The sequence below is a fragment of the Streptomyces griseorubiginosus genome (assembly GCF_001514195.1).
Taxonomy (GTDB): Bacteria; Actinomycetota; Actinomycetes; order Streptomycetales; family Streptomycetaceae; genus Streptomyces; species Streptomyces griseorubiginosus.
The window spans coordinates 240,030-262,690 of sequence record NZ_KQ948735.1 but is presented as its reverse complement, the minus strand read 5'-3'; the positions used below and the strand labels follow the sequence as shown (position 1 = coordinate 262,690).

General features: G+C 70.6%; 19 protein-coding genes and 2 tRNA genes. 10 read left to right on the top strand and 11 right to left on the bottom strand.

Annotated features, from left to right (window positions below):
• Positions 1-139: 139 nt before the first annotated feature.
• The 4 genes from AQJ54_RS07765 to AQJ54_RS07750 form a co-directional block, all read right to left on the bottom strand.
• Positions 140-820, bottom strand: coding sequence for an ATP-dependent Clp protease proteolytic subunit (locus AQJ54_RS07765; RefSeq protein WP_062027564.1), 681 nt, complete (start codon positions 818-820; stop codon positions 140-142).
• 88 nt (positions 821-908) lie between these two features.
• On the bottom strand, positions 909-1,514 hold the full coding sequence (locus AQJ54_RS07760) for an ATP-dependent Clp protease proteolytic subunit (protein WP_062027562.1): 606 nt from the start codon (positions 1,512-1,514) through the stop codon (positions 909-911).
• A gap of 213 nt (positions 1,515-1,727) precedes the next feature.
• The gene (gene tig / locus AQJ54_RS07755; RefSeq protein ID WP_062235380.1) at positions 1,728-3,122 is read right to left on the bottom strand and encodes a trigger factor; all 1,395 of its coding nucleotides are present in this window, start codon (positions 3,120-3,122) and stop codon (positions 1,728-1,730) included.
• 181 nt (positions 3,123-3,303) lie between these two features.
• A tRNA-Pro gene (locus AQJ54_RS07750) sits at positions 3,304-3,380 on the bottom strand.
• Between the two features lie 279 nt (positions 3,381-3,659).
• Here AQJ54_RS07750 and AQJ54_RS07745 point away from each other — a divergent pair.
• Positions 3,660-3,730 (top strand) — tRNA-Gly (locus tag AQJ54_RS07745).
• 59 nt (positions 3,731-3,789) lie between these two features.
• Here AQJ54_RS07745 and AQJ54_RS07740 read toward each other — a convergent pair.
• On the bottom strand, positions 3,790-3,984 hold the full coding sequence (locus AQJ54_RS07740) for a hypothetical protein (RefSeq protein ID WP_020136157.1): 195 nt from the start codon (positions 3,982-3,984) through the stop codon (positions 3,790-3,792).
• 364 nt (positions 3,985-4,348) lie between these two features.
• On the opposite strand from AQJ54_RS07740, the gene AQJ54_RS07735 reads away from it, so the two are divergent.
• Positions 4,349-5,419, top strand: coding sequence for an acyltransferase family protein (locus tag AQJ54_RS07735; protein ID WP_062235378.1), 1,071 nt, complete (start codon positions 4,349-4,351; stop codon positions 5,417-5,419).
• A 374-nt stretch (positions 5,420-5,793) separates the two neighbouring features.
• On the opposite strand, the gene AQJ54_RS07730 is transcribed toward AQJ54_RS07735, so the two are convergent.
• Both AQJ54_RS07730 and AQJ54_RS07725 read right to left on the bottom strand, forming a co-directional pair.
• Positions 5,794-6,252 carry an HD domain-containing protein gene (locus tag AQJ54_RS07730; RefSeq protein ID WP_062235375.1) on the bottom strand — a complete coding sequence of 153 codons (459 nt, stop codon included), beginning with the start codon at positions 6,250-6,252 and terminating at the stop codon, positions 5,794-5,796.
• A gap of 497 nt (positions 6,253-6,749) precedes the next feature.
• Positions 6,750-7,928 (bottom strand): PP2C family protein-serine/threonine phosphatase, encoded by a 1,179-nt coding sequence (locus AQJ54_RS07725; RefSeq protein WP_079069780.1) that lies wholly within the window; start codon positions 7,926-7,928, stop codon positions 6,750-6,752.
• A gap of 163 nt (positions 7,929-8,091) precedes the next feature.
• Here AQJ54_RS07725 and AQJ54_RS07720 point away from each other — a divergent pair, with 163 nt between their 5' ends.
• Entirely contained in the window at positions 8,092-9,321 is a 1,230-nt protein-coding gene (locus AQJ54_RS07720; protein WP_062235370.1) for a GNAT family N-acetyltransferase, read from the top strand.
• 158 nt (positions 9,322-9,479) lie between these two features.
• Here AQJ54_RS07720 and AQJ54_RS07715 read toward each other — a convergent pair whose 3' ends face one another.
• A complete protein-coding gene (locus AQJ54_RS07715; RefSeq protein ID WP_062235367.1) occupies positions 9,480-10,295 on the bottom strand; it encodes an Fpg/Nei family DNA glycosylase in 816 nt (271 codons plus the stop codon).
• 188 nt (positions 10,296-10,483) lie between these two features.
• Complete coding sequence (locus AQJ54_RS07710; protein ID WP_062235364.1) at positions 10,484-10,969, bottom strand: ribose-5-phosphate isomerase; 486 nt, start codon at positions 10,967-10,969, stop codon at positions 10,484-10,486.
• Positions 10,970-11,172: 203 nt separating this feature from the next.
• On the opposite strand from AQJ54_RS07710, the gene AQJ54_RS07705 reads away from it, so the two are divergent.
• Positions 11,173-12,585 carry an amino acid permease gene (locus tag AQJ54_RS07705; RefSeq protein ID WP_062235361.1) on the top strand — a complete coding sequence of 471 codons (1,413 nt, stop codon included), beginning with the start codon at positions 11,173-11,175 and terminating at the stop codon, positions 12,583-12,585.
• A gap of 63 nt (positions 12,586-12,648) precedes the next feature.
• Here the strand turns inward: AQJ54_RS07705 and AQJ54_RS46620 are convergent, their stop codons facing one another.
• Positions 12,649-15,354 (bottom strand): serine/threonine-protein kinase, encoded by a 2,706-nt coding sequence (locus AQJ54_RS46620; protein ID WP_428843773.1) that lies wholly within the window; start codon positions 15,352-15,354, stop codon positions 12,649-12,651.
• A gap of 194 nt (positions 15,355-15,548) precedes the next feature.
• Between AQJ54_RS46620 and AQJ54_RS07695 the strand changes: the two genes are divergently transcribed.
• Entirely contained in the window at positions 15,549-16,274 is a 726-nt protein-coding gene (locus tag AQJ54_RS07695; RefSeq protein WP_030314545.1) for an LPXTG cell wall anchor domain-containing protein, read from the top strand.
• Between the two features lie 77 nt (positions 16,275-16,351).
• Entirely contained in the window at positions 16,352-17,620 is a 1,269-nt protein-coding gene (locus tag AQJ54_RS07690; protein WP_062235360.1) for an FAD-binding oxidoreductase, read from the top strand.
• Here the strand turns inward: AQJ54_RS07690 and AQJ54_RS07685 are convergent.
• On the bottom strand, positions 17,610-18,185 hold the full coding sequence (locus AQJ54_RS07685) for a biotin transporter BioY (protein WP_062235358.1): 576 nt from the start codon (positions 18,183-18,185) through the stop codon (positions 17,610-17,612). The genes AQJ54_RS07690 and AQJ54_RS07685 overlap by 11 nt on opposite strands.
• 421 nt (positions 18,186-18,606) lie before the next feature.
• Here AQJ54_RS07685 and AQJ54_RS07680 point away from each other — a divergent pair, with 421 nt between their 5' ends.
• From AQJ54_RS07680 to AQJ54_RS07665, 4 genes are all read left to right on the top strand, one after another.
• Entirely contained in the window at positions 18,607-19,788 is a 1,182-nt protein-coding gene (locus tag AQJ54_RS07680; RefSeq protein WP_062235355.1) for an ROK family transcriptional regulator, read from the top strand.
• Positions 19,789-19,968: 180 nt separating this feature from the next.
• Positions 19,969-21,036, top strand: a complete 1,068-nt coding sequence (locus AQJ54_RS07675; protein WP_062235352.1) for an ABC transporter substrate-binding protein — start codon at positions 19,969-19,971, stop codon at positions 21,034-21,036.
• Positions 21,033-21,872 (top strand): ABC transporter permease, encoded by an 840-nt coding sequence (locus AQJ54_RS07670; protein WP_062027525.1) that lies wholly within the window; start codon positions 21,033-21,035, stop codon positions 21,870-21,872. The genes AQJ54_RS07675 and AQJ54_RS07670 overlap by 4 nt, the downstream gene beginning before the upstream one ends.
• Positions 21,848-22,552, top strand: coding sequence for an ABC transporter ATP-binding protein (locus tag AQJ54_RS07665; RefSeq protein ID WP_062235349.1), 705 nt, complete (start codon positions 21,848-21,850; stop codon positions 22,550-22,552). The genes AQJ54_RS07670 and AQJ54_RS07665 overlap by 25 nt, the downstream gene beginning before the upstream one ends.
• The last annotated feature ends 109 nt before the right edge of the window (positions 22,553-22,661 follow it).

Here is a 22,661-nt window from a genome sequence, read left to right as displayed (position 1 = left end):
GGAGACGCCTAGGTCCAGCGGCTCCTGGTGCTGCCTTATGTCCGACGGTACCTTGCCGGGCCCCCCGTTCGGGCCCCCCTTGGCAGGGTTCACTTCGACGTGCACGGTGCCAAGGGGCGGCATATCCTACGGGGTCCGCCTAGCGGACAGCGGCGTTGTTCATCTTCCGGGTGGAGATGATCTGGTCGACCAGGCCGTACGCGAGCGCGTCCTCGGCCGTGAGGATCTTGTCGCGCTCGATGTCCTCGCGGATCTTCTCGATCGGCGTGGTGGAGTGCTTGGCCAGCATCTCCTCCAGCTGCGCGCGCATCCGGAGGATCTCGTTGGCGGCGATCTCCAGGTCGGAGACCTGACCGCGGCCGGTCTCGCTGTAGGGCTGGTGGATCAGCACGCGCGCGTTGGGCAGCGCCATGCGCTTGCCCGGCGTACCGGCGGCCAGCAGGATCGCGGCGGCGGAGGCCGCCTGGCCCATGCAGACCGTCTGGATGTCCGGCTTCACGAACTGCATGGTGTCGTAGATCGCGGTGAGCGCCGTGAAGGAGCCGCCGGGGCTGTTGATGTAGACCGAGATGTCCCGGTCGGGGTCCATCGACTCCAGGCACAGCAGCTGCGCCATGACGTCGTTGGCGGAGGCGTCGTCGATCTGCACGCCGAGGAAGATCACGCGCTCCTCGAAGAGCTTCGCGTACGGGTCGTACTCGCGGATGCCCTGCGAGGTGCGCTCGACGAAGCGGGGGATCACGTACCGGGACTCGGCCCGCGGGCCGGTGTACTCGGCCTCGGTGCGGGCGTAGAGGCCGCTGCCGGGGAAGTCGTTCACTGTCTGTCTCCTAGGGGCTGTGACGGTCGGCTGGGGGCTGTGCGGGGGCGTCCGGGCCCCCGCGGGGGGCTCAGGTCCCGCATGGGGCTCAGGCCCCGGTGCCGCCGCCGCCCGGCATGCCGGCGGCCGTGGCGATCACGTCGTCGATGAGGCCGTAGTCCTTGGCCTCGAAGGCGTCGAACCAGCGGTCGCGGTCCGAGTCGCGGGTGATCTGCTCGATCGTCTGGCCGGTGTGCTGCGAGGTGAGCTCGGCCATGCGCTTCTTGGTGTGCAGCAGCCGCTCGGCGTGGATCTTGATGTCCGAGGCCGAACCGGCGAGGCCGGCGGACGGCTGGTGGATCAGGATCTCGGCGTTCGGCAGCGCGAAGCGCTTGCCCGGCGTACCCGCGCTGAGCAGGAACTGGCCCATGGAGGCCGCGAGGCCCATGGCGATGGTCACCACGTCGTTCTTGATGTACTGCATGGTGTCGTAGATCGCCATGCCCGCGGTGATCGATCCGCCGGGGCTGTTGATGTAGAGGTAGATGTCCTTTTCCGGGTCAGCGGCAAGGAGCAGCAGCTGTGCGGTGATCTTGTTCGCGATGTCGTCGTCGACCGGCTGGCCGAGGAAGATGATCCGCTCGTTGAGCAGCCGGTTGTAGACATGGTCGCCGAGGCCACCGCCGATGGAAGGCTCGCCGGCGGCGGAGGGCATCAGATTCGTCACGTATCCACCTGCTCGTCTTACGACGGCGCCGGGCCGTCTTACGTTTCCCTATCAAGGGACCCTAACGCGCTGGTCCCTTCGGGGAATCCCGGATGGAGGGCTGTTCGCCGGGGGCGTAGAGACCACGGCGGGTAGGCCGACGGGCCCTGGGTGCGGATGCTCCCAGGGCCCGTCGTGCGTCCTTCGAGGCGCCGTAGGCGATCAGGCCTCGGTCTTGTCCTCGGCGGTGTCCTCGGCCGGGGTCTCCTCGGAAGCGGCCTGGACGGTCTCGGCCGTCTCGTCCTCGTCGTCGTCCAGGTCGATGACCTCGCCGTTGGTGTCCTTGACGGTGGCGGCCTCGACCACCACGGCCAGGGCCTTGCCGCGGGCGACCTCGCCGACGAGCAGCGGAACCTGGCCGCCCTCGACGACCGCCTGGGCGAACTGGTCGGGGGACATGCCGGAGGAAGCCGCACGGCGCATGAGGTGCTCGGTGAGCTCCTCCTGGTTGACGTTCAGCTTCTCGCGCTTGACGAGCTCGTCGAGGACGAACTGCGTCTTGATGCCCTTGACCGCGGCGTCCTTGGTCTCGGTGTCGAACTCCTCGGCGGTCTTGCCCTGGATCTCGAGGTACTTCTCGAGGTCGAGGCCCATCTGGCCGAGCTGGTGGTGCTCCAGGTTGTGCTTGCGGGTGTTGATCTCGTCCTCGAGGAGCTTCTCGGGGACGGGCACCTCGACGAGCTCCAGGAGCTTCTCCAGGACGCGCTCCTGGGCCTGGGTGGCCTGGTCGTACTGCTTCATGTTCTCGAGGCGCTTGCGGCTGTCCGCCTTCAGCTCCTCCAGGGTGTCGAACTCGGAGGCGAGCTGCGCGAACTCGTCGTCCAGCGCGGGCAGTTCGCGGGCGGCGACCTGGGTGACCTTGACGGTGACCTCGGCCTCCTTGCCGGCCGCGGAGCCGCCCTTGAGCTCGGAGGTGAAGGTGGCCTCGCCACCGGCCTCCAGGCCCTTCACGGCGTCGTCGATGCCGTCGAGGAGCTCGCCGGAGCCGATGGTGTAGGAGACGCCGCTCGCGACGCCGTCCTCCAGCACCTCGCCGTCGACCTTGGCCTCCAGGTCGATGGTGACGACGTCGCCGTCCTCGGCGGCCCGCTCGACCGGGGAGGTCGAGGCGAAGCGCTCACGGAGCTGCTCGACCGACTTCTCGATGTCCTCGTCGGTGACCTCGACCGCGTCGACCTCGACCTCGATGCCGGAGTAGTCCGGGATCTCGATGGTCGGGCGGACGTCGACCTCGGCGGTGAAGTTCAGCGTCTCGCCGTCCTTCAGCTCGGTGATGTCGACCTCGGGCTGGCCCAGGACGTCGATCTCGGCCTCGTTGACCGCCTCGGTGTAGAACTTCGGAAGCGCGTCGTTGACGGCCTCCTCCAGCACGGCACCGCGGCCGAACCGCTGGTCGATGACGCGCGCCGGGATCTTGCCCTTCCGGAAGCCCTTCACCGTGACCTGCTGGTTGATCTTCTTGTACGCCGCGTCGAGGCTGTCCTTGAGCTCCTCGAAGGGCACCTCGATGCTGAGCCGAACCCGAGTCGGGTTCAGGGTCTCCACGGCGCTCTTCACGGTTCGGTCTCCTTGTGGCTGACTTCTCGGATTCTGCCGGGGCCAGAACGGCTCCGGCGGATAGCCGCCCGGAGGACTTCTAGTAGGAGAGACACACGGGCGTGCAGCTTGCATAGTAACGGCAGCGGCGACACGCCCCAAAGGCGATCACTGAAGCGTGCGCGCGCGGTGATCGCGCAGGTGGTCGGGGTGGCGGGATTTGAACCCACGGCCTTCCGCTCCCAAAGCGGACGCGCTACCAAGCTGCGCCACACCCCGTCTGGTGCGACACGTAGGGTACATGGCCGCAGGCAGCGGGGTTACCGCATTTCGCGAGCGCGGCGGAGGAGTGGTTCGTGGGGCGCGGCCGACGGGCGGGCGGACGGAAGGGATGTACGGGCCCGACCGGAGGGGATGCGCGGCGCTCGACCGGAGAGGTTGCGCGGGGCTTGACCGGAAGGGGATGTGGAGGCCTGACCGGAAGGGATGTGCGACGAGGCGTGACGACCCGCTACGATGCTTGCGTGCCGCCGGGGAGCGATCTCTGGCGTGTGCTGTGCGGGCGTAGCTCAATGGTAGAGCCCTAGTCTTCCAAACTAGCTACGCGGGTTCGATTCCCGTCGCCCGCTCTGATCAGGCCGCCGGCCCGGACCCTTCCGAGGGTCCGGGCCGGCGGCCTGTGGCGTGTCTAGAACTGGATCGAGTTGATGGTGTCCGCTATCGAGTCCAGGAAGCGTTGGATGTCGTCGGCCATGCCGGTCGAGGCCAGGAAGAAGCCGAAGAGCACCGCGACTATGGCGGGGCCGGCCTTGATGGAGCCTCCCCGCATCAACACCACCAGGATGATCCCCAACAGCAGCACCACTGACAGCGAAATGGCCACAACTGATCACACCCTCGGTCGGTCCGCTTCCCGGCCCGGGGACGCGACCCCCGCGACCCCCGCCAGAACCATCGTGCCACCAACGCGGTCCGCATATGCGGCCGGTGAGGCAACGTTTGGCCATGCCGATACACGCACCGCACCCCCTGGCCGGTTCCTTTCGGTCCGCAACCGCCGTGTCCGCACATCCCGTTCGCAAGGAATCCAAGGGACCGGCACATGAGTGCGACAGGCAGGGTTATGGGGCATTTGAGAGGGATTAATCAAGACAATGCAGGCGCGTTGACATCGCCTCAGAAGTGAACAACGGGCGATCAAACAGCCGGTTTCACGGAAACACACAGCGGGGGCTAGGGTCCCTCAGATGTCTCAAGCCGCCAAGCAACGCGACGCCTTCTTCGACAACGCCAAGTACCTGGCGATCGTCCTGGTGGCCGTCGCGCACTCCTGGGAGCCGCTCGAAGGCGACAGCCGGATCCTGGAGGGCGTGTACACGGTCGTGTACTCGTTCCACATGCCGGCGTTCATCGTCATCTCCGGGTTCTTCTCGCGCGGTTTCGACATGCGCCCGGACCGGCTGAAGCGGCTCGTCACCGGTGTGGCGGTGCCGTACATCGTCTTCGAGACGGCGTACTCCCTCTTCAAGCGCTACGCCGACCACGACCCCGGCATGGAGATCAGCCTCCTGGACCCGTGGTTCCTGACCTGGTTCCTGGTGGCGCTGTTCGTCTGGCGGCTGACCACGCCGATCTGGAAGCTGGTGCGGTGGCCGCTGCCGCTCGCGCTCGCCATCGCGATGCTCGCCTCCGTGACCCCGGACATCGGTGACGACCTGGACCTCCAGCGGGTGCTCCAGTTCCTGCCGTACTTCGTGCTGGGCCTGGTCATGAAGCCGGAGCACTTCCGGATGGTGCGCAGGCGCTCGGTGCGGATCGCCGCGGTGCCGGTGTTCGCGGCCGCGCTCGCCGTCGGCTGGTGGGCGGTGCCCCGGATGAACACCGAGTGGTTCTACCACCGCAACGCCGCGCAGGAGATGGGCGCGCCCTGGTGGACGGGGCCGCTCATGGTGCTGGCCATGTTCGGCAGTTCGCTGCTGCTGACGGCCTGCTTCTTCGCCTGGGTGCCGGGCCGCGGCATGTGGTTCACCACGCTCGGCGCCGGGACGCTGTACGGCTATCTGCTGCACGGCTTCCTGATCAAGGGCGCCGGTTTCGCGGGCTGGTTCGACCACGGCTGGCTGCACCGGCCGGCCGGCGAGCTTTTCGTGAGCGCCCTCGCCGCCGTCGCCGTCACCCTCCTGTGCACCGCGCCGGTGCGCCGGGTCTTCCGGTGCGTGATGGAGCCCGACATGAACTGGGCGTTCCGGCGGGAGGCGGCCGAGGTCACACGGGTACCCGAGCAGCGGGCGGCACCGCGGGAGAGTGTCGACGCCTAGCCGGAGCCCCGGGCTGGACCGGGGAGGGCGCTTGGCCGGGGCCGTGGCCGGACTGGACCGGGGCTTGCCGCTTGGGCCGGGCCGGGTGGACGGGGAATGGCCGCCTTGCCGGGGCCGGACTGGACCGGGAACGGCCGCTTGGGCGGGGCCGGGCGGACCGGGGATGGCCGCCTTCCCGGGGCCGGACAAACCGAGGACGGCCGCCTTCCCGGGGCCGGACAAACCGAGCACGGCCGCCTTGCCCGGGCCGGACAGACCGAGGACGGCCACTTGGGCGGAGTCCCGGACCAGACCGAGCGGGGCCGCTTGCCCGGAGTCCCGGCCGGACCGAGGAGGGCCACTCAGTCGAACTCCCGGCCGGACCGAGGAGGCGCCTAGTCCGATTCCTCGCCGCTCAGACCGAGGAGCGTGCGCATCCGTGCGTACTTCTCGGTCAGTCGCCTCCTTGTGTCCTCGTCGAGGACGGCGAGGCGGGCCGGGTCCGCGTTGTGGGCCAGGTCGGACTCCTTCACCAGCAGCGCGCCCGGCGTCGTGAGGATGCGCCCGGCGTACGCCTCCGGCGGCTCTCCGGCCCGCTTGGTGACGGCGAGCACGATGTCCTTGGTACGACGGCTCAGGGCGGCCTCCTCCAGCCAGCGCGCGGAGAGGGCGTCGTCCTCGACGGAGTCGTGCAGCCAGGCCGCCGCGATCTGCTCGTCGTCACCGCCCCGCGCGCGCACGCCCTCGGCGACGGCCCGGAGGTGTTCGGCGTACGGCCGCCCCGCCTTGTCGGTCTGGCCGGCGTGGGCGGCGCGGGCGGTGTCCTCTACTTCGGCGAGCGTCAGTCGGTTCACCCGTCCAGTGTGGCCCGGCGCGGGGCCGCGGGGGCGGGGAGAACGACGACGGGGAGGGGGCGACGGGGAGGGGGGCGACGGGGAGGCACGGCACGATGGGCGCGCCCGGCGGCGAGGAGAGCTGCGCCGAATCCCCAGGGGTGCGGCGGGAGTTGTAGTACACGCGTCGCCCTGCCGCGCTCCCCTCCCCGCGCCCGGCGCCGTCTCCCGGCGTGCTGGGGCGGTCCCACCACACCGGGGGGCGCGAGGAACCCACCTCGTGGCGCGAGGCAGCCCATCGAGGCACGAGGAATCCCATCCGGGGCACCAGGAAACCCACCCCGAGGCGCGAGGAAACCCGGGAGCACGGGGAAACCCGGGTGCGCCGGGAAACCCGGGAGCGCGGGGGAAACCCGGGTGCGCCGGAAAACCAGGGAGCGCGGGGAAACACCAGGGTGTGCCGGAACCAGGGAGCGCGAGGAACCCGCCAGAACCCAAGAACCCCCGCCGCCCCAGCCCTACCGCGGCCCCCCCGCTGCCGTCGGTCCCTCTCGGGAGATCAGCAGCAGGGCCCGGTCGTCGTTCACGTCCTTCGCCACCGCCTCGATCAGATGCCAGGCGGCGCCGTGGAAACCGCCCGCCACATACCGGTCGGCCTCCCCGGTAAGACGGTCGATTCCCTCCACGATGTCCCGGTCGGACGTCTCCACCAGGCCGTCGGTGAACAGCATCAGGACGTCGCCGGGGCGCAGCGAACCCTTCACGGGGTCGAACTGGGCGCCGTCGTACACGCCGAGGAGGGGCCCTTCCGCGGCCTTCTCCTCCCAGCGCCCGCTGCCCGCGCTGAGCTGGAGGCCCGGCGGGTGGCCGGCCGAGTAGAGCTCGTAGTCGCCGGAGTCGAGGTCGAGGACCAGGTGGATCGAGGTCGCGAAGCCCTCGTCCCAGTCCTGGCGGAGCAGATAGCCGTTGGCGGCGGGCAGGAAGGCGTGCGGGGGCAGGGAGCCCAGCAGTCCGCCGAAGGCGCCCGACAGCAGCAGGGCGCGCGATCCCGCGTCCATGCCCTTCCCGGACACGTCGGTCAGGACGACCTCCAGGGTCCGGCCGCCGTTGGTCCGGGCCGCGACCACGAAGTCGCCGGAGAACGACTGGCCGCCCGCGGGCCGCAGCGCCATCTCGCGGTGCCAACCCTGCGGCAGCGTCGGCAACTTGCTCTGCACCCGGATGCGTTCGCGCAGGTCGAACAGCATGGTGCCGCCGCGCCGCCAGGGCACCCCGACCCGGCTGCGGAACTGGGCGATGAGCAGACCGAAGGAACCGCAGGCGGCCACGACCAGGACCACACCGGGCGTGACCCGGGACGGCCCCTCGGTGTACGGCCCGAGCTGCACCGACTCCACGATCAGCGCGGTCGCCGCCGCCGCGTACAGGCCCAGCAGGCTCGCCGGGCGCAGCAGCAGGCCGCCCGCGACGATCGGCAGGACCAGTGCAGCCGGGGAGCACCACACGGAGTTCATGAGCGTGACGGACGCGATCAGGGGCACGGTCAGGAGCAGACCGGCGAGCGCGACCCAGTCCGAGCCGTCGCCGCGGAAGTAGTCCACGGCGCTTCTGCGCAGCCCGACGCGGGCCCGGTGCCACTGCATCCTCAACCGGGCCGTGAACGTCTCGGCTTCCGCGCGCCGCTCTCGTCCTGCCATTAGTTCGGGACCCTATCCATCGAACCGGCTGCTTGGCACGGGAGGTCCCACTTGTCCCCCGTCGGTGGTTCAACTTCACAGTGAACTTCACCGGAGGCCGCCGCGCCGCAACCAAGCCGAAATTCCCTCGCTCCTGCCCGCGCGGCCCTGGTAGTCATGGGACATGGGGACTGACTTGCGGGTGCTTCGGCGGGACGACTGGGACGAGTGGTACGACAACCTGCTCCGCGCCTTCGGCGGGATCCCGGAGCCTGCCGAGGAACGGGAGACGTTCCGTGAACTCACCGAGATCGACCGCTCCATCGGCGTCTGGGACGACGGCCGGTGCGTGGGGACGGCGGGGGCGTTCAGCTTCCGGCTGACCGTGCCGGGCGGCGCCTCGGTGCCCGCCGCGGGCGTGACCATGGTGAGCGTGGCGGCCACGCACCGGCGGCGCGGGGTGCTGACCTCCATGATGCGGCGCCAGCTGGACGACGTGCGCTCCTGGGGCGAACCGCTGGCCGTGCTGACCGCCTCCGAGCCGGTGATCTACGGCCGGTTCGGCTACGGCGTCGGCACCTACCAGCTCAACGCCGACATCGACACCGCCCGGGTCCGCCTGTCGGTGCCGCCCGGCACGGAGGACGTACGGCTGCGGTACGCGGCGCCTGCCGAGGTGCTCGACGCGTGCGAGGCGGTGTACGCCCGGCTGGTGTCGCGGCGGCCCGGGATGATCGCCCGGATCCCCGGCTGGGAGCGGCTGTGGCTCCTTGACCCGGAGAGCACGCGCGACGGCGCCTCGCCGCTCCAGTGCGTGGTCGCGGAGCGGGACGGGGAGGTCGTGGGGTTCGTCCGGTACCGGGTCAAGGCGGACTGGGACGCGACGGGGCCGAAGGGCACCGTGGTCGTCTCCGACCTGGAGGCGCTGGACCCGGCCGGACACGGCGCGCTGTGGCGGTTCCTGTTCGACCTCGACCTGACCTCGCGGATCGACATCCGACGGCGGCCGGTGGACGAGGCCTGGCAGTACCTCGTCTCGGACATCCGGCGCTGCTCGCCGCTGGTGCGGGACGCGCTGCACGTACGTCTGGTGGACGTCGGGGCGGCGCTGGAGGCGCGGACCTACCAGACGCCGGTGGACGTGGTGTTGGAGGTCGAGGACGCCTTCTGCCCCTGGAACGCGGGGCGTTGGCGGCTCAGCGGGGACGCCAAGGGCGCGTCGTGCACGCGTACGACGGATCCGGCCGATCTCGCGCTGTCCGTACGGGAGTTGGGGGCGGCCTACCTCGGCGGGGTGAGCCTCGCCTCGCTGGCCGGGGCCGGGCTGGTGCGGGAGCTTCGGCAGGGGGCCCTTGCGGAGGCGTCGGTGGGGTTCGGGTCGGTCGTGGCGCCCTGGCTGCCGCACGGCTTCTGAGACCTGCGGCCCTGGCCGCCCCACGGTTTCTGAGACCTGTGGCGCCCTGGCCGCCCCACGGTTTCTGAGACCTGTGGCGCCCTGGCTGCCTCACGGTTTCTGAGACGTTGTGGCCCCCTGGGCGCCGCGCGGCTTCCGAGACGCTGCCGCCGGAGTTGTCAGGGTTTCTGACAGTTCGGGCACCAGAACAGGTTGCGGGCGGCGAGATCGGCGGTGCGGATCTCGCCGCCACAGACATGACAGGGCAGGTTGGCCCTGCGGTACACGTAGACCTCGCCGCCGTGGTCGTCGACGCGCGGCGGGCGGCCCATCGCCTCCGGGGTGTGCTCGGGGCGGACGGTGTCGATGCGGTTGTTCCGGACACCCTCGCGCATGAGACCGACCAGGTCGGTCCAGATCGCGTCCCACTCGACGGGGGCGATGTCCTTGCCCGCGCGGTAGGGGTCGATGCGGTGCCGGAAGAGGACCTCGGCACGGTAGACGTTGCCGACGCCGGCGACGACCTTCTGGTCCATCAGGAGCGCGGCGATCGTCGTACGGCTGCGGGAGATCCGTCGGTACGCCGCCTGCGGGTCGGCGTCGGTGTCCGCGCGGAGGGGGTCGGGGCCGAGGCGGTCGTGTATCGCCTGCTTCTCGGCGGGGGTGATCAGGGCGCAGGTCGTGGGGCCGCGGAGGTCCACGTACGCCGTGCTGTTCGCGAGGCGGAGGCGGACGGTGTCGGTGGGCGGGGGCGCGGGGGCCCCGCCGAAGGTGACCTTGCCGAAGAGGCCGAGGTGGATGTGGATCCAGTCGGTGGCTCGGAAGCCGAGGAACAGGTGCTTGCCGTGGGCCTCGGTGCGGGTGAGCTCTGAGCCGGTGAGGAGTTCGGCGGCGTCGGAGAACTTGCCCTGGGGGCTGGTGACGAGGGGTTTCGTGCCCTGGAAGGCGGCGGCGTAGTCCTGGGCCAGGCGGTGGATCGTGTGGCCCTCGGGCACGGTGCTCCTTGTTCGTCTGCGGGTGGGGTGCGGGTGGGATTTTCTCGCCCCCGCCGCCCCTACCCGTCCCGTCCTCCAGGGGGCGCCGCCCCCTTCGACCCCCGTCGCGGGGGCCAGCCCCCGCACCCCCGCTCCTCAAACGCCGGAGGGGCTGAAGTACTACCTCAAACGCCGGAGGGGCTGAATTGCTACTGCTGCGGGTGGTGTGCCGGGATCTCCGGCAGGTCGCCCGTCGTCTCGTAGTTCGACAGCATGTCGATGCGGCGCTGGTGGCGTTCGTCGCCGGAGAACGGGGTCGCGAGGAAGGTCTCGACGAACTTCGTCGCCTCCTCCTGCGTGTGCATCCGGGCACCCACGGCGACCACGTTGGCGTTGTTGTGCTGGCGGCCCAGCGACGCGGTCTCCTCGCTCCAGGCGAGCGAGGCGCGGACGCCCTTGACCTTGTTCGCCGCGATCTGCTCGCCGTTGCCGGAGCCGCCGATCACGACGCCGAGGGCGTCCGGGTCGGCGGCCGTGCGCTCGGCGGCGCGCAGGCAGAACGGCGGATAGTCGTCCTGGGCGTCATAGATGTGGGGCCCGCAGTCGACGGGGTCGTGGCCGGCCGCCTTGAGCCAGTCGACGAGGTGGTTCTTGAGTTCGAAGCCCGCATGGTCGGAGCCGAGATACACGCGCATGGAACGAGTGTGACACGGCTGTTTCGGGGCAGCAGCCCCGGGTGTCAGGCAAGGAAACGAGGGACCTGACAATGGAACCTCAAGGAAACCTCAAGTAACGATCTGGATTCAGAGGTTCAGGAATTCCTTTGCCTCCGATTCACTGGACCGACCCGTACACCGCTCGTACGGAACCCCCACCCCGGCACGAAGGAATTCCCCGTATGACTGGTCTCCAGGCCGGCCTCAAGAACCGCCACCTCTCGATGATCGCCATCGGCGGAGTCATCGGCGCGGGCCTCTTCGTGGGCTCCAGCTCCGGTATCGCCACCGCCGGACCCGGCATTCTGCTGTCGTACGCCCTGGTCGGCACCCTCGTCGTCCTCGTGATGCGGATGCTCGGTGAGATGTCCGCGGCGAACCCGACCTCGGGCTCGTTCTCGGCGCACGCCGACCGGGCGCTCGGACGCTGGGCCGGCTTCTCCATCGGCTGGCTGTACTGGTTCTTCTGGGTCGTGGTGCTCGCCGTCGAGGCGACCGCGGGCGCCAAGATCCTCGAAGGATGGATACCCGCCGTACCGCAGTGGGGGTGGGCGCTGATCGTGATGGTGGTGCTGACCGCCACCAACCTGGTCTCGGTGGGGTCCTACGGCGAGTTCGAGTTCTGGTTCGCCGGGATCAAGGTCGTGGCCATCGGCGCGTTCATCGTCGTCGGACTGCTCGCGGTGTTCGGTGTGCTCCCCGGGGTCGACACCGACCAGGCGAGCTTCTCCAACCTCACCGGTCACGGCGGCTTCCTGCCGAACGGGCCCGGCGCCATCCTCACCGGTGTGCTCCTGGTCGTCTTCTCCTTCATGGGCAGCGAGATCGCGACCCTGGCGGCCGGTGAGTCGGAGGACCCGCAGCGGGCCGTGACCAAGTCGACCAACAGCATCATCTGGCGGATCGCGGTCTTCTACCTCGGGTCCATCTTCGTCGTCGTCACGTTGATCCCGTGGGACTCCAAGTCCATCCAGGACAAGGGCTCCTACGTGGCCGCGCTCGACTCCCTCGGGATCGCGCACGCCGGTCAGATCATGAACTTCATCGTGCTGACCTCGGTGCTGTCCTGTCTCAACTCCGGTCTCTACACGGCCTCCCGGATGGCCTTCTCGCTGGGTGAGCGGGGCGACGCGCCGAAGGCGTTCGCGCGGGTCAACGGGCGCGGTGTGCCGATGGCCGCGATCCTCGCGTCGGTGGTGTTCGGCTTCGTCGCCGTCTTCTTCAACTACCTCTCCCCCGACAAGATCTTCCTGTTCCTCGTCAACTCCTCCGGTGCGGTCGCCCTGTTCGTGTGGCTGGTCATCTGCTTCTCGCAGCTGCGGATGCGGAGGATCATCCAGGCCGAGGCGCCGGAGAAGCTGGTCGTGCGCATGTGGCTGTACCCGTATCTGACCTGGGCGACGGCCGCGTTGATCGTGTTCGTCCTCGGCTACATGCTGACCGACACGGAGCACGACGGACGGGAGACCGTGCTGCTGTCGCTGCTCGTCGCGGCGTTGGTGCTGGTCATCGCCGTGGTGCGGGAGAAGGTCGGGCGGCGCGGCGGTACGGCGTCCGCGTCGGCCGGTGACGTCACGGACAAGGTGTCCGTCTGACCTTTCGACGGTGCGTGCGGGGCCCCGGGGTGTGCACACCCCGGGGCCCTTGTGCCGTGCGGTTCACAGCACGGTGAAGCTGTCCTTGACCTTCTCGTACGTGTCGAGGGCCTTCTGCTCGATGTCGGGCTGGTACCAGGTGTTGATCTGGTACGACTTGTCGCCCTCGTTGAAGCCGAGCAGCTGGGCGTGCCAGGGGATGCCGCCGAGGGTGAAGGTGTACTCCCAGACGACCGCGGGGTGATCGCGGAACGTCGTCTCCTCCAGGCGGATCTTTCGGTAGTCCTGGCCCTGGTGGGCGTTCTGCTCGGAGGTCTCCCAGGTCTCCATCAGGTCGCCCCGCGCCAGGGAGGACTTGGCCGCGAGCTCCTGCTTGCCGTCGGGCGAGGTGTAGTGGACCTCCGCCCCGGTCTTCACGTCCCGGCGCCAGCCGGTGGGGGTCGCCCACGCGAACCCGCCGGCCTCCTCGTGGGCGCCGGGCGGGAGGGAACGGGGGCGGGAGGTGCCCTCGACCGTGGAGGACGGGGTGGGGGTGGAGGCGCCAGTTGCGGAGACGGAGACGGAAGCCGACGAGGACCCGCCCGCCTGGTCGTCTCCGGGTGCGCCGGAGGTGGTGGCGAGGACGATCCCGACCACGACCGCGGTCGCGGTGAGCACTCCGCCCGCGGCGACGAGGGCCGTGCGGCGCCGGGTGCGGTGAGAGGTGGCGGCGGGGCGGGCGGGGCCGGGGAGTTCGGCCTCGTCGAGGGGTTCCTCCGGGGGGACGCGGTGGGGGTGGGGGCCGAGGACGAGGCCGGGGTCCCGGCCGGGGAGGGGGTGGGTGTCGGGGTCCGGGTCGGGAGCGGAGGGAGATGTGCTGCCGCTGCCGCCTGCGCGGCCCGCATCCGTGTCCGGTTCGGCTGGGTTGCCGCGGATCAGGGAGACTCCGGGGCGAGGGCCGACGCGGGTGGGGGCGGAGGCCACGCGGGTCGGGGTGTCCCGGGTCGGCGCGTCCGGCATGGGGTAGTGCTCGGTGGGGACGCCGGCGGAGAGGGAGTCCTGGGTGGGGGCGCTCGCCAGGGGCGTACTGGCCGTGGTGGCCCCGGCCCGGAGCACGGCCCCCATGGAGTTCCCGGCCGACGCCTCGGACCTGACCTCCGACCCCTCCTCGGAGAGCGCCTCGCTGGACACGCTGACAGGGTCGCCACCGACGGAGACAGCAGTGGAGACACCGGCGGAGACACCGGTCGCGAACGGTTCGGCGGGGGCCGGGGGTTCGGCGGAGGCGGGAGGTTCGGCGGAGGCGGGAGGTTCGGCGGAGCTCTGCTCCGGGAGCCTGGACAGCTCGGCGAGGGCAGAACGCCCCGCAGACCCCAACGGCTCGCTGGGCGTGGGAGGTTCGGTGGTCGTGGGGTGCTCGTTCGCGGTATGCGGCTCGGCCGACGAGGGGCGCTCGGCAGACTCGGAGCGTTCCGCCCCGCCGAACCGATGGGACGGTTCGGTCGGTTCGGTCGGTTCGGTCGGTTCGGTCGGTTCGGTGGCGGATCGCGGTGCCGGCTCGGCCGGTGGAGGGGTCTCGGCGTCCGTCTCCGGCCGTGTCCCCGTCCCCGGTGGCGTGTCCAGGGCCCCCTCACCGGCGGCGCCCAGGAAGGCGAGGGGCACGGCGTCCGACGGCTCCGCCTGGCCAGAGGCGCCCGGTGACTCTCGTACGACCGGTTCGTCCCTCGTCGTCGGTGCCGGTACCCGGGGATCGCGGGCCGCCCGTACCACCCCCGGCTCCAGATAGGCCGGCGTCGGGGACTCCCGTGGAGCCCACGGCGAGGGCGTCCCCTCAGGTTCCGGTCCGGCAGGCGGCGTGCCGTCCGGCGGAACCGGTGCCACCCCCGGGTCCGGAGCGTCCGGCGTTCCTGGAGCCCCCGCAGCCCCAGGAACCTCCGGTGTGCCCGGGTCCTCCAGCGGCCCCACCCGCAACGTGGGCGTGGGGGCCGGGAACGCGACCACGTGGAGTGCCGCCTCCACCTCGTCGAGCCCCGGCCGTATCGACGGGTCCTTCTCCAGGAGGGCCGCGAGGATGTCGGTCAACGGGCCCGCCGCCGCGGGGAGTTCAGGCTCCTCGTAGAGGACCGCGTGGAGCGTGGCCAGGGTGGTGTCGCGGGAGAACGGGGAACGGCCGCCGAGCGCCGCGCAGAGCGTCGCACCCAGGGACCAGATGTCCGACGGCGGCCCCTGGGGACGCCCCGAGACCCGCTCGGGCGCCATGTAGTCGGGCGAGCCGACGAGCATGCCGACCATGGTGAGCGCCTTGGCGTCCTGCATCGCTGCGATGCCGAAGTCCGTGAGCACGATCCGGCGGCCGGCCCGGGAGCCGGACTCCACCAGGACGTTCCCGGGCTTGATGTCCCGGTGCAGCACGCCCCGCGCGTGCACCTGGCGCAGCGCCTCCACCAGGCCCAGCCCCAGCAGGGCCGTCGCGCGCGGGTCCAGCGCGCCGTCCTCCACCATCATCCGTTCCAGGGAGCGGCCCTTGACCAACTCCATGACGATCCACAGCCGTTCACCCTCGTCCACGACGTCGTAGACCCGGACGACGTTCGGGTGGTCGATGCGGGCTGTCGCGCGGGCCTCGCGCAGGGTGCGTTCACGGCGGGTGCGGGTGTCCTCCGCGTCGAGGCCGTCGATCCGCATCTCCTTGACCGCGACCTGCCGGTCGAGCATCTCGTCGGCGGCCCGCCACACCCGCCCCATTCCCCCCTGGCCGATGCTCTCGACCAGGCGATAACGGCCCGTCACCAGGAGCCCTGGAACTCCGCCGCGCCTCGCATTTCCCGTGTCTCCCGTATTCCCCGGCAATCCGCTGCACCCCCTCGACGATGTCCCGAGTGGAACACAATGGTCACACTTCGAGCCGTACCAGCATAGTGCGGAGAAATCTTGTGGTACCTCTTCAAGTACTGCGAATTCAGGCGCAGCCAAGGGGGACGAACATGAGTTCTCGTCGTATGACGACCATTGCCGGATCGCTGGTCACGGCAGCCTTCTCGACCGTGATGATCCTGCCCTTCACCGCGAGTGCGGACGAGGGACCCGCAAGCAGCAAGGGGGGAAAGGCCGTTGACAAGGCTCCGGCCGGTGTGGAGCTGACGACGACACTGCCGGGGACGATCTCCGTCGACAACAAGTCGCAGAAGACCGATCTCACAGCCACCGTGAAGAACGACGGGAGCAAGGACAGCGGAAAGATCAGGCTTTTGGTCGTCGGATTCGACGGACTGACGGTCAAAAACGTTCAAGGCTGCTCTCCGATCGAAGAAAAGGATCTACCGGAGGGTTCGAACAGCGGTTTCGCCTGCCCGATCGACAATCTCGCCGCCGGTAAGTCGAAGTCGTACGCCGTGGACGCGACATTCGATCTCGGCAAGACCGGAAAGATCTGCCTGCCGGTGCAGACCGGCGACGGGAAGAAGACGTTCTGGCAGCAGGGCCCGGTTCCGTTCGGTACGACGAACCCGTCGCCGAACGCCCCGGCCACCCCGCTGCTGCTGGGCACCGACAACAAGCCGGTGGGGCCCGGCGGGGACGCCCCGCGCGAGCTCCCGAAGACCGGTGTGGGACGTGACCTGCTGCCCCTCGGGGCCGCGGGCGCGGCGCTGCTGACGGCGGGCGCGGCCGGACTGTGGTGGTCCCAGCGGCGACCGCAGCGCACCGTCTGAGACACAGGGGAATCCCGCAGAAGCACGGAGGCATAACCTGACGGAAACTGTCAGGTTATGCCTCCATCCTGTCCGGCATGAACACCTCGACCCACGACGAAGTCACCAGTTTCCAGACCGGTTTCGCCCTGCGCCCCGACCACGTGGTCCCGGTGCGCTCCAGCGAGGACGTGGTCGCCGCCGTGCGCCTGGCGGCCGACGCGCGACTGCCGGTGTCCGTGCTGGCCACCGGACACGGACTGCCCGGCGCGGTGGAGGGCGGCGTCCTCGTCGGCACCCGGCACATGGACCGGGTGACCGTCGACGCCCGGGCGCGCACCGCCCGCGTCCAGGCGGGGGTCCGCTGGCGTGACGTGGTGGCGGCCGCCGTGCCGCACGGGCTCGCGCCGCTCAACGGCTCCGCGCCGGGCGTCGGTGCCGTGTCCTCCACGCTCGGCGGTGGACTCGGCATCCTGGCAAGGGAGTTCGGCTACGCCGCCGACCACGTCCGCTCCCTCGACGTGGTCACCGGGGACGGCGAACTCCGGCACGTCACCGAGGGGTCGGAGCTGTACTGGGGCCTTCTCGGCGGCGGCCACCACCTGGGCGTCGTCACCGAACTGGAGATCGGGCTCGTCCCGGTGCGGACGCTGTACGGCGGTTCGCTCGTCTTCGACGGCCGCGAGGTCGCTCCGCGCGCCCTGCTGCGGGCGTACGAGGAGTGGACCAGGACCGTGCCGTCCACGCTGACCTCGTCCTTCGCCGCCGTACCGTATCCGGATCTGCCGGCGCTGCCGCCGCAGCTGCGCGGGCGGTACGTCGTCTCGGTGCGGGTGGCGTACACCGGCACCGACGGGAACCGACTCCTCGCCCCGCTGCGGGAGTTCGGGCCGGTGCTCGCGGACTCCCTGCGGGAGATGCCGTACGCCGACAGCCACACCATCCACAGCGATCCCGACGTCCCGCACAGCTACTACGGGGACAGCGCGGTGCTGAGCGCGCTGGACGTGGAGCGGGCCGGTGAGCTGCTGGAGCGGACGGGCCCCGACGCCGGGGCCATGGTGGTCGTACAGATCAATCATCTGGGCGGGGCGCTGGCGCGACCGGCGCCGAACTCCGTGCCGTACCGCGAAGGGCGTTTCCTGGTACGGCTGTTGACCATGGGCGGGCGGCAGCAGGCGCGGGCGCTGCTGGACCCCGCCTTCGAGTTGCTCGCGCCCGACACTCTCGGCCGCAGCGTCAACTTCGCCTTCGGGGCGGGGGACCGGACCGAGCGGCTGCACGACCCGGAGACGCGGAAGAGGCTCGCCGAGCTGGAGTCGCGGTACGACCCGGCGAGCCTCTTCCGAAGGAGCGTCAGCGCTTGAGGAGCTTCCAGGCGCTGGGCAGCAGGCCCATCGCCAGGGCCGCCTTGAGGGCGTCGCCGAGCAGGAACGGGGTGAGGCCGGCCGCGACCGCGGCGGACAGCGACAGGTCGGCCGCGTAGGCGAGGTAGGGCACGCCGACCGCGTAGATGATCGCCTCGCCGACCAGCATCGCGCCGGCCGTCCGCCAGACGTTGCGGTCGGCGCCGCGGCGGGCCAGGGCACCGACGGCGGCGGAGGCCAGGATCATGCCGAGGATGTAGCCGAAGGAGACGGAGAACCCGGAGGTGCCCTGGGCGAACCACGGCAGGCCCGCGAGACCGGCCAGCGCGTAGAGCGCGAGGGAGGCCACACCGCGGCGGGCGCCCAGGCTCGTGCCGACGAGCAGCGCGGCGAAGGTCTGGCCGGTCACCGGCACCGGGGAGCCCGGCACGGGGACGGCGATCTGCGCGGCGAGGCCGGTGAGCGCGGCACCGCCGACCACGAGCGCGACGTCCCGCACGCGGGAGGCGGGGATCAGGTCGGCGAGGACCTGGCCGGTGCGGGCGGGGGCGACGGCGGTGCTCATGGGGTCTCCGCGGGGATGAACGACAAGGGACTCCGGTGACGCTATCCCGGCGTCCCGCGGCCGATCACCGTCAACCGTCGACAAAGCCGGGAACAGGGGCTTGGTGGGCTCCGGACAAAGAGTGTGGGTTACACCCGGTTCAGGGTGACCCCGGTCACTGAGGTGGGGTGGCCGGGGCGACAGCGGCTCTGTTCGGGCGGCTGTGGGGAATCACCAAACGAATCCCAGTGGTCTGGTCGGATTCACCGTTCCTGCCCTACCCTTCCAGACATGGTCGCCCAGTCCCGGTACTTCTCGTCGCGTCGCCACGTCGACCTCCGACGCGTGGGCACGGCCGTCTGTCGCCGTCCGGTGTGAGTCGGGCACCGGCCCGCCTCGCTCTCCGAGACGTGTCGGCCCCCGTTCCCGAGGACGGTCCTCCATGCCCCGTACCGCGACTCCCCCTGCCCCCACTCCCACCTCCCGGCGCCGGACCAGCGCCAGCGTCGTCCTGCGGTCCGTGCTGGAGCACGGGCCGGTGGCGCGCAGCACCATCGCCCGGCTGACCGGGCTGTCCCCGGCGTCCGTGACCGACTACTGCTCCCGCTTCACCGAACTGGGCCTGATCCGTGAGTCGGAGGCGCCCCGGCAGTCCCAGGGTGTGGGCCGCCCCCATGTGCCCGTCGACCTGGACGACTCACGGTTCGTGGTGGGCGGCGTCCATGTGGCCGTCCCCTATACGACGGTCACGCTGCTCGATCTGCGCGGCCGGGTGGTGGCCGTACGGGAGCTGCGGCACGAGGGCACCGACGCCTCCTCGATCCTGGCGCGGGCCGCCGACGGGCTCGCCGCGCTCCTGGAGCGGTCGCCGCGGCTCCGGTGCCTCGGAGTCGGCTTCGCGGCCGGCGGCTGGGTGGACCGGGACTCCGGGACCGTCGTCGAGCACCCCCTGCTGGGCTGGCACGAGGTGCCGGTCCGGGAGCTGCTCGGCGCCCGCACCGGCCTGCCGGTCCATGTGGACGGCCACGCGCGGGCGTTGGTCAACGCGGAGCGGCTGTTCGGGCGGGCCCGCGGCAGTCGGAGCGTGCTGCATCTGTTCGTCGGCAACGTGGTGGACGCGGCGTTCGCCACCAACGACGAGGTGCACCACGGGCCGCGTTCCCAGGCGGGCGCGATCGCCCATCTGCCGGTGCCGGGCGGCACCGAGCCCTGCGACTGCGGACGGACCGGCTGCCTCCAGGCCGAGTTGAGCGAGCGCACCCTGTGCCGGCGGGCCCGGCGGGCGGGGGTCACCGACGGCGTGAACCCGATGCACGTGCTGACGGCCGCGGCCGCGGGCGATCCGGCGGCGCTGCGGCTGCTGCTGGAACGGGCGCACGCCGTCGGGCGGGCCGCCCGGCTGCTGCTCGACGTGCTGAACCCGGAGACGGTCGTGGTGACCGAGATCGGCATCCTGCACCGCGAGGACTGCCTCGTCGCCCTGCGCGAGGGCGTCGGCGGCGACCGCGCGCCCTCCGTCGTCCCGTCGAGTTTCCCGGATTCCGTCCTCGCCGTGGCGGGCGGTTCGGTGGCTCTCGACGTGCTCTACCGGGATCCCCTGGCCGCTTCACCTGAGGCTATTTAATTCAGAAACTCGGAATGTTGACAGGGCTTCCACGGAACGGCGAACATCCTGTTCATGAGCCCGAACCTGCACTGTCGCGCCTTCTGTTGCTGACACGTTGCCCCGTGTGACGCGCTCATTTCCCCTGCGTGAACGCATTTCTCCGTGACTTTCTCCTGCCCTGATCGAGGGAGCATTCCCATGCCCTATTCCCGTACGTCCGGCATCGACCGGCGGCTGTTCCTCTCCTCCGTCCTCGGTGCCGCCGCCGGTGTCGCCGGACTCAGCGGCTGCGCCGACAGCAGCGCCGCCGCCGACACCAAGGGCGCCCTGTCCGCCCCGCTCGCGGCCAAGGTTCCGGCCGGCACGAGCCTGAAGATCGCCTCCTATCTGGGCGCCCAGCAACTCCAACTGAAACTCGGCAAGTTGGGGTCACTGCCGTTCAAGGTGAGTACCTGGGCGAATATCGGGGCCGGACCCGATGTCATCAACGCATTCCGGGCCGGCTCCCTGGACGTCGGCAACAACGCGGGAATCCCGCCGATCCAGGCGCATTTCCAGGGCTACGCCACAAAAATCGTGGCGATCAACATCACCCGTAAGCCGAACTACCTCTTCGCCACCAAGCCCGGCAGCGACATCCGGACGGTCGCGGACTTCAAGGGGAAGAGGCTCGCGTTCTCGCAGGGGCAGGCCCAGGGGGTCGTGCTGCTGCGGGCGCTGAAGAAGGCCGGGCTCGCCTACGACGACGTCAAGCTCGTCCCGCTGACCAGCAACCAGTTCCTCACGGCCCTTCAGTCCGGGCAGGTGGACGTGGCCCCGCTCGCCAACAGCCAGGCGCCCGCCTACCTCAAGCAGTACGAGGCCAAGGGCGCCCGGGCCGTCACCACCGACGTGGTCGACCTGCTCAACCTGCTGTGGGCGCCGACCTCCGTGCTGGCCGACCCCGCGAAGGCCGCCGCGGTCGCCGCGTACATCCCCTTCTGGGCCAGGAGCCAGGTGTGGACGTACGAGAACCCCGACGTCTGGAACGAGGAGTTCTACGTGAAGACCCAGAACCTGACGCTCCCGCAGGCCAAGGCGGTCACCGCGCTCGCCAACAAGCCGCTCTTTCCGCCGAGTTGGGCAGAGGCGATCAAGTGGGAGCAGGAGACCGCGGACCTGCTGGCGGAGGGCGGCTTCGTGAAGAAGTTCGACGTGGGCCAGTTGTTCGACCACCGCTTCGAGGGCATCGCCGCGAAGTCCGTGCCGGCGGAGTACCGGCGGTGAGCGCCGTCACCACGACCGTCCCGGTCGTCGCCCCCGAGGTGAGCACGCAGGTGCGCAGGCGCCGCCGGCTCTCCCCCGGCAGGCGGCTGCCCGCGGCGCGGCTCGTCGGACCGGTCCTGCTCCTCGCCGTGTGGTCCGCCGCCTCCGCCGCGGGACGGCTCGACCCGGCCGCGATCCCCGCACCCTGGACGGTGGTCAGGACCGGCGCCCATCTGTGGACGGCCGGGACCCTGCCCACCGACATCCTGACCTCGCTGGAGCGGGCCGGGTACGGGTTCGCCATCGGGCTCGTCGCCGGTGTCGCCCTTGCCCTGGCCGCCGGGCTCAGCCGGGTCGGCGAGGCGCTGATCGACGGGACGGTGAACCTCAACCGGGCGATCCCGACCCTCGGCCTGATCCCGCTGTTCATCCTCTGGCTGGGCATCGGCGAGTCCTTCAAGGTCGCCATCATCGCGATCGTCGTCTACATCCCGATCTATCTGAACACCCATGCCGCGCTGGCCGGCATCGACCACCGCTTCGTCGAACTCGCCGAGGTCCAGGGTCTTTCGAGGTTCGCCTTCGTACGGCAGATCGTGATCCCCGGCGCGCTGCCCGGATTCTTCGTGGGACTCCGGCTCGGTGTCACCGGCTCCTGGCTGGGCCTGGTCGTGCTGGAGCAGATCAACGCCACCAGCGGACTCGGCTACATGATGTTCCAGGCCCAGAACTACGGCCAGAGCGATGTGATCCTCGTCGGTCTCGTCGTCTACGGCGTCTTCGGCCTGGTCTCCGACAGCGCGGTCCGTCTCATCGAACGGAGGGTGCTGTCATGGCGCCGCACACTGAGCAGCTGACCCGGCCCGCCGTCCGACTGCGCGGACTCACCCGGTCGTTCGACGGGCGCACCGTCCTCGACGGCATCGACCTCGACATCCCGGCCGGACAGTTCGTCGCCCTGCTCGGGCACAGCGGCTCCGGCAAGAGCACACTGCTGCGGGCGGTGGCGGGGCTGGACCACGAGGTGGTGGGCAGCGGGCAACTCACCGCTCCCGAACGGGTGTCGGTGGTCTTCCAGGACTCCCGGCTGCTGCCCTGGCGGCGGGTGCTGGACAACGTGCTGCTGGGCACCGACGGCCAGGAGCGGGGGCGCGAGGCCCTCGCCGAGGTCGGCCTCGCGGGACGGGAGAGGGCCTGGCCGAGCGAGCTGTCCGGCGGTGAGCAGCAGCGGGCCGCGCTGGCCCGGTCGCTGGTGCGGGAACCGGAACTCCTGCTGGCCGACGAGCCGTTCGGGGCGCTGGACGCGCTGACCCGGATCAAGATGCACGCGCTGCTGCGGGAGCTGTGGAAGCGGCATCAGCCGTCGGTACTGCTCGTCACGCACGACGTGGACGAGGCGATTGTCCTCGCGGACCGGGTGCTGGTGCTGGAGTCGGGGCGGATCGGGCTGGACCTGACGATCGAACGGGACCGGCCGCGGGAGGAGTACCGGGTGCGGTTGCTGGCGGCGCTGGGGGTTTCCGTCGGTTCCGGGTGACCGTCCCTGGGGGCTGCGCCCCCAGACCCCCATCGGCCCTGAAGGGGCCTCGTCCTCAAACGCCGGACGGGCTGGAGTTTCCGGACCCGGCGATCAGAATCACCCCTCC

What these genes read in the sequence shown, in the direction of transcription:
- AQJ54_RS07760 (WP_062027562.1), bottom strand. Translation starts at nt 1,514, where the DNA reads ATGCCCTCCGCCGCCGGCGAGCCTTCCATCGGCGGTGGCCTCGGCGAC.
- AQJ54_RS07735 (WP_062235378.1), top strand. Translation starts at nt 4,349, where the DNA reads ATGTCTCAAGCCGCCAAGCAACGCGACGCCTTCTTCGACAACGCCAAG.
- AQJ54_RS07725 (WP_079069780.1), bottom strand. Translation starts at nt 7,928, where the DNA reads ATGGCAGGACGAGAGCGGCGCGCGGAAGCCGAGACGTTCACGGCCCGG.
- AQJ54_RS07720 (WP_062235370.1), top strand. Translation starts at nt 8,092, where the DNA reads ATGGGGACTGACTTGCGGGTGCTTCGGCGGGACGACTGGGACGAGTGG.
- AQJ54_RS07710 (WP_062235364.1), bottom strand. Translation starts at nt 10,969, where the DNA reads ATGCGCGTGTATCTCGGCTCCGACCATGCGGGCTTCGAACTCAAGAAC.
- AQJ54_RS07705 (WP_062235361.1), top strand. Translation starts at nt 11,173, where the DNA reads ATGACTGGTCTCCAGGCCGGCCTCAAGAACCGCCACCTCTCGATGATC.
- AQJ54_RS07695 (WP_030314545.1), top strand. Translation starts at nt 15,549, where the DNA reads ATGAGTTCTCGTCGTATGACGACCATTGCCGGATCGCTGGTCACGGCA.
- AQJ54_RS07690 (WP_062235360.1), top strand. Translation starts at nt 16,352, where the DNA reads ATGAACACCTCGACCCACGACGAAGTCACCAGTTTCCAGACCGGTTTC.
- AQJ54_RS07685 (WP_062235358.1), bottom strand. Translation starts at nt 18,185, where the DNA reads ATGAGCACCGCCGTCGCCCCCGCCCGCACCGGCCAGGTCCTCGCCGAC.
- AQJ54_RS07680 (WP_062235355.1), top strand. Translation starts at nt 18,607, where the DNA reads ATGCCCCGTACCGCGACTCCCCCTGCCCCCACTCCCACCTCCCGGCGC.
- AQJ54_RS07675 (WP_062235352.1), top strand. Translation starts at nt 19,969, where the DNA reads ATGCCCTATTCCCGTACGTCCGGCATCGACCGGCGGCTGTTCCTCTCC.
- AQJ54_RS07665 (WP_062235349.1), top strand. Translation starts at nt 21,848, where the DNA reads ATGGCGCCGCACACTGAGCAGCTGACCCGGCCCGCCGTCCGACTGCGC.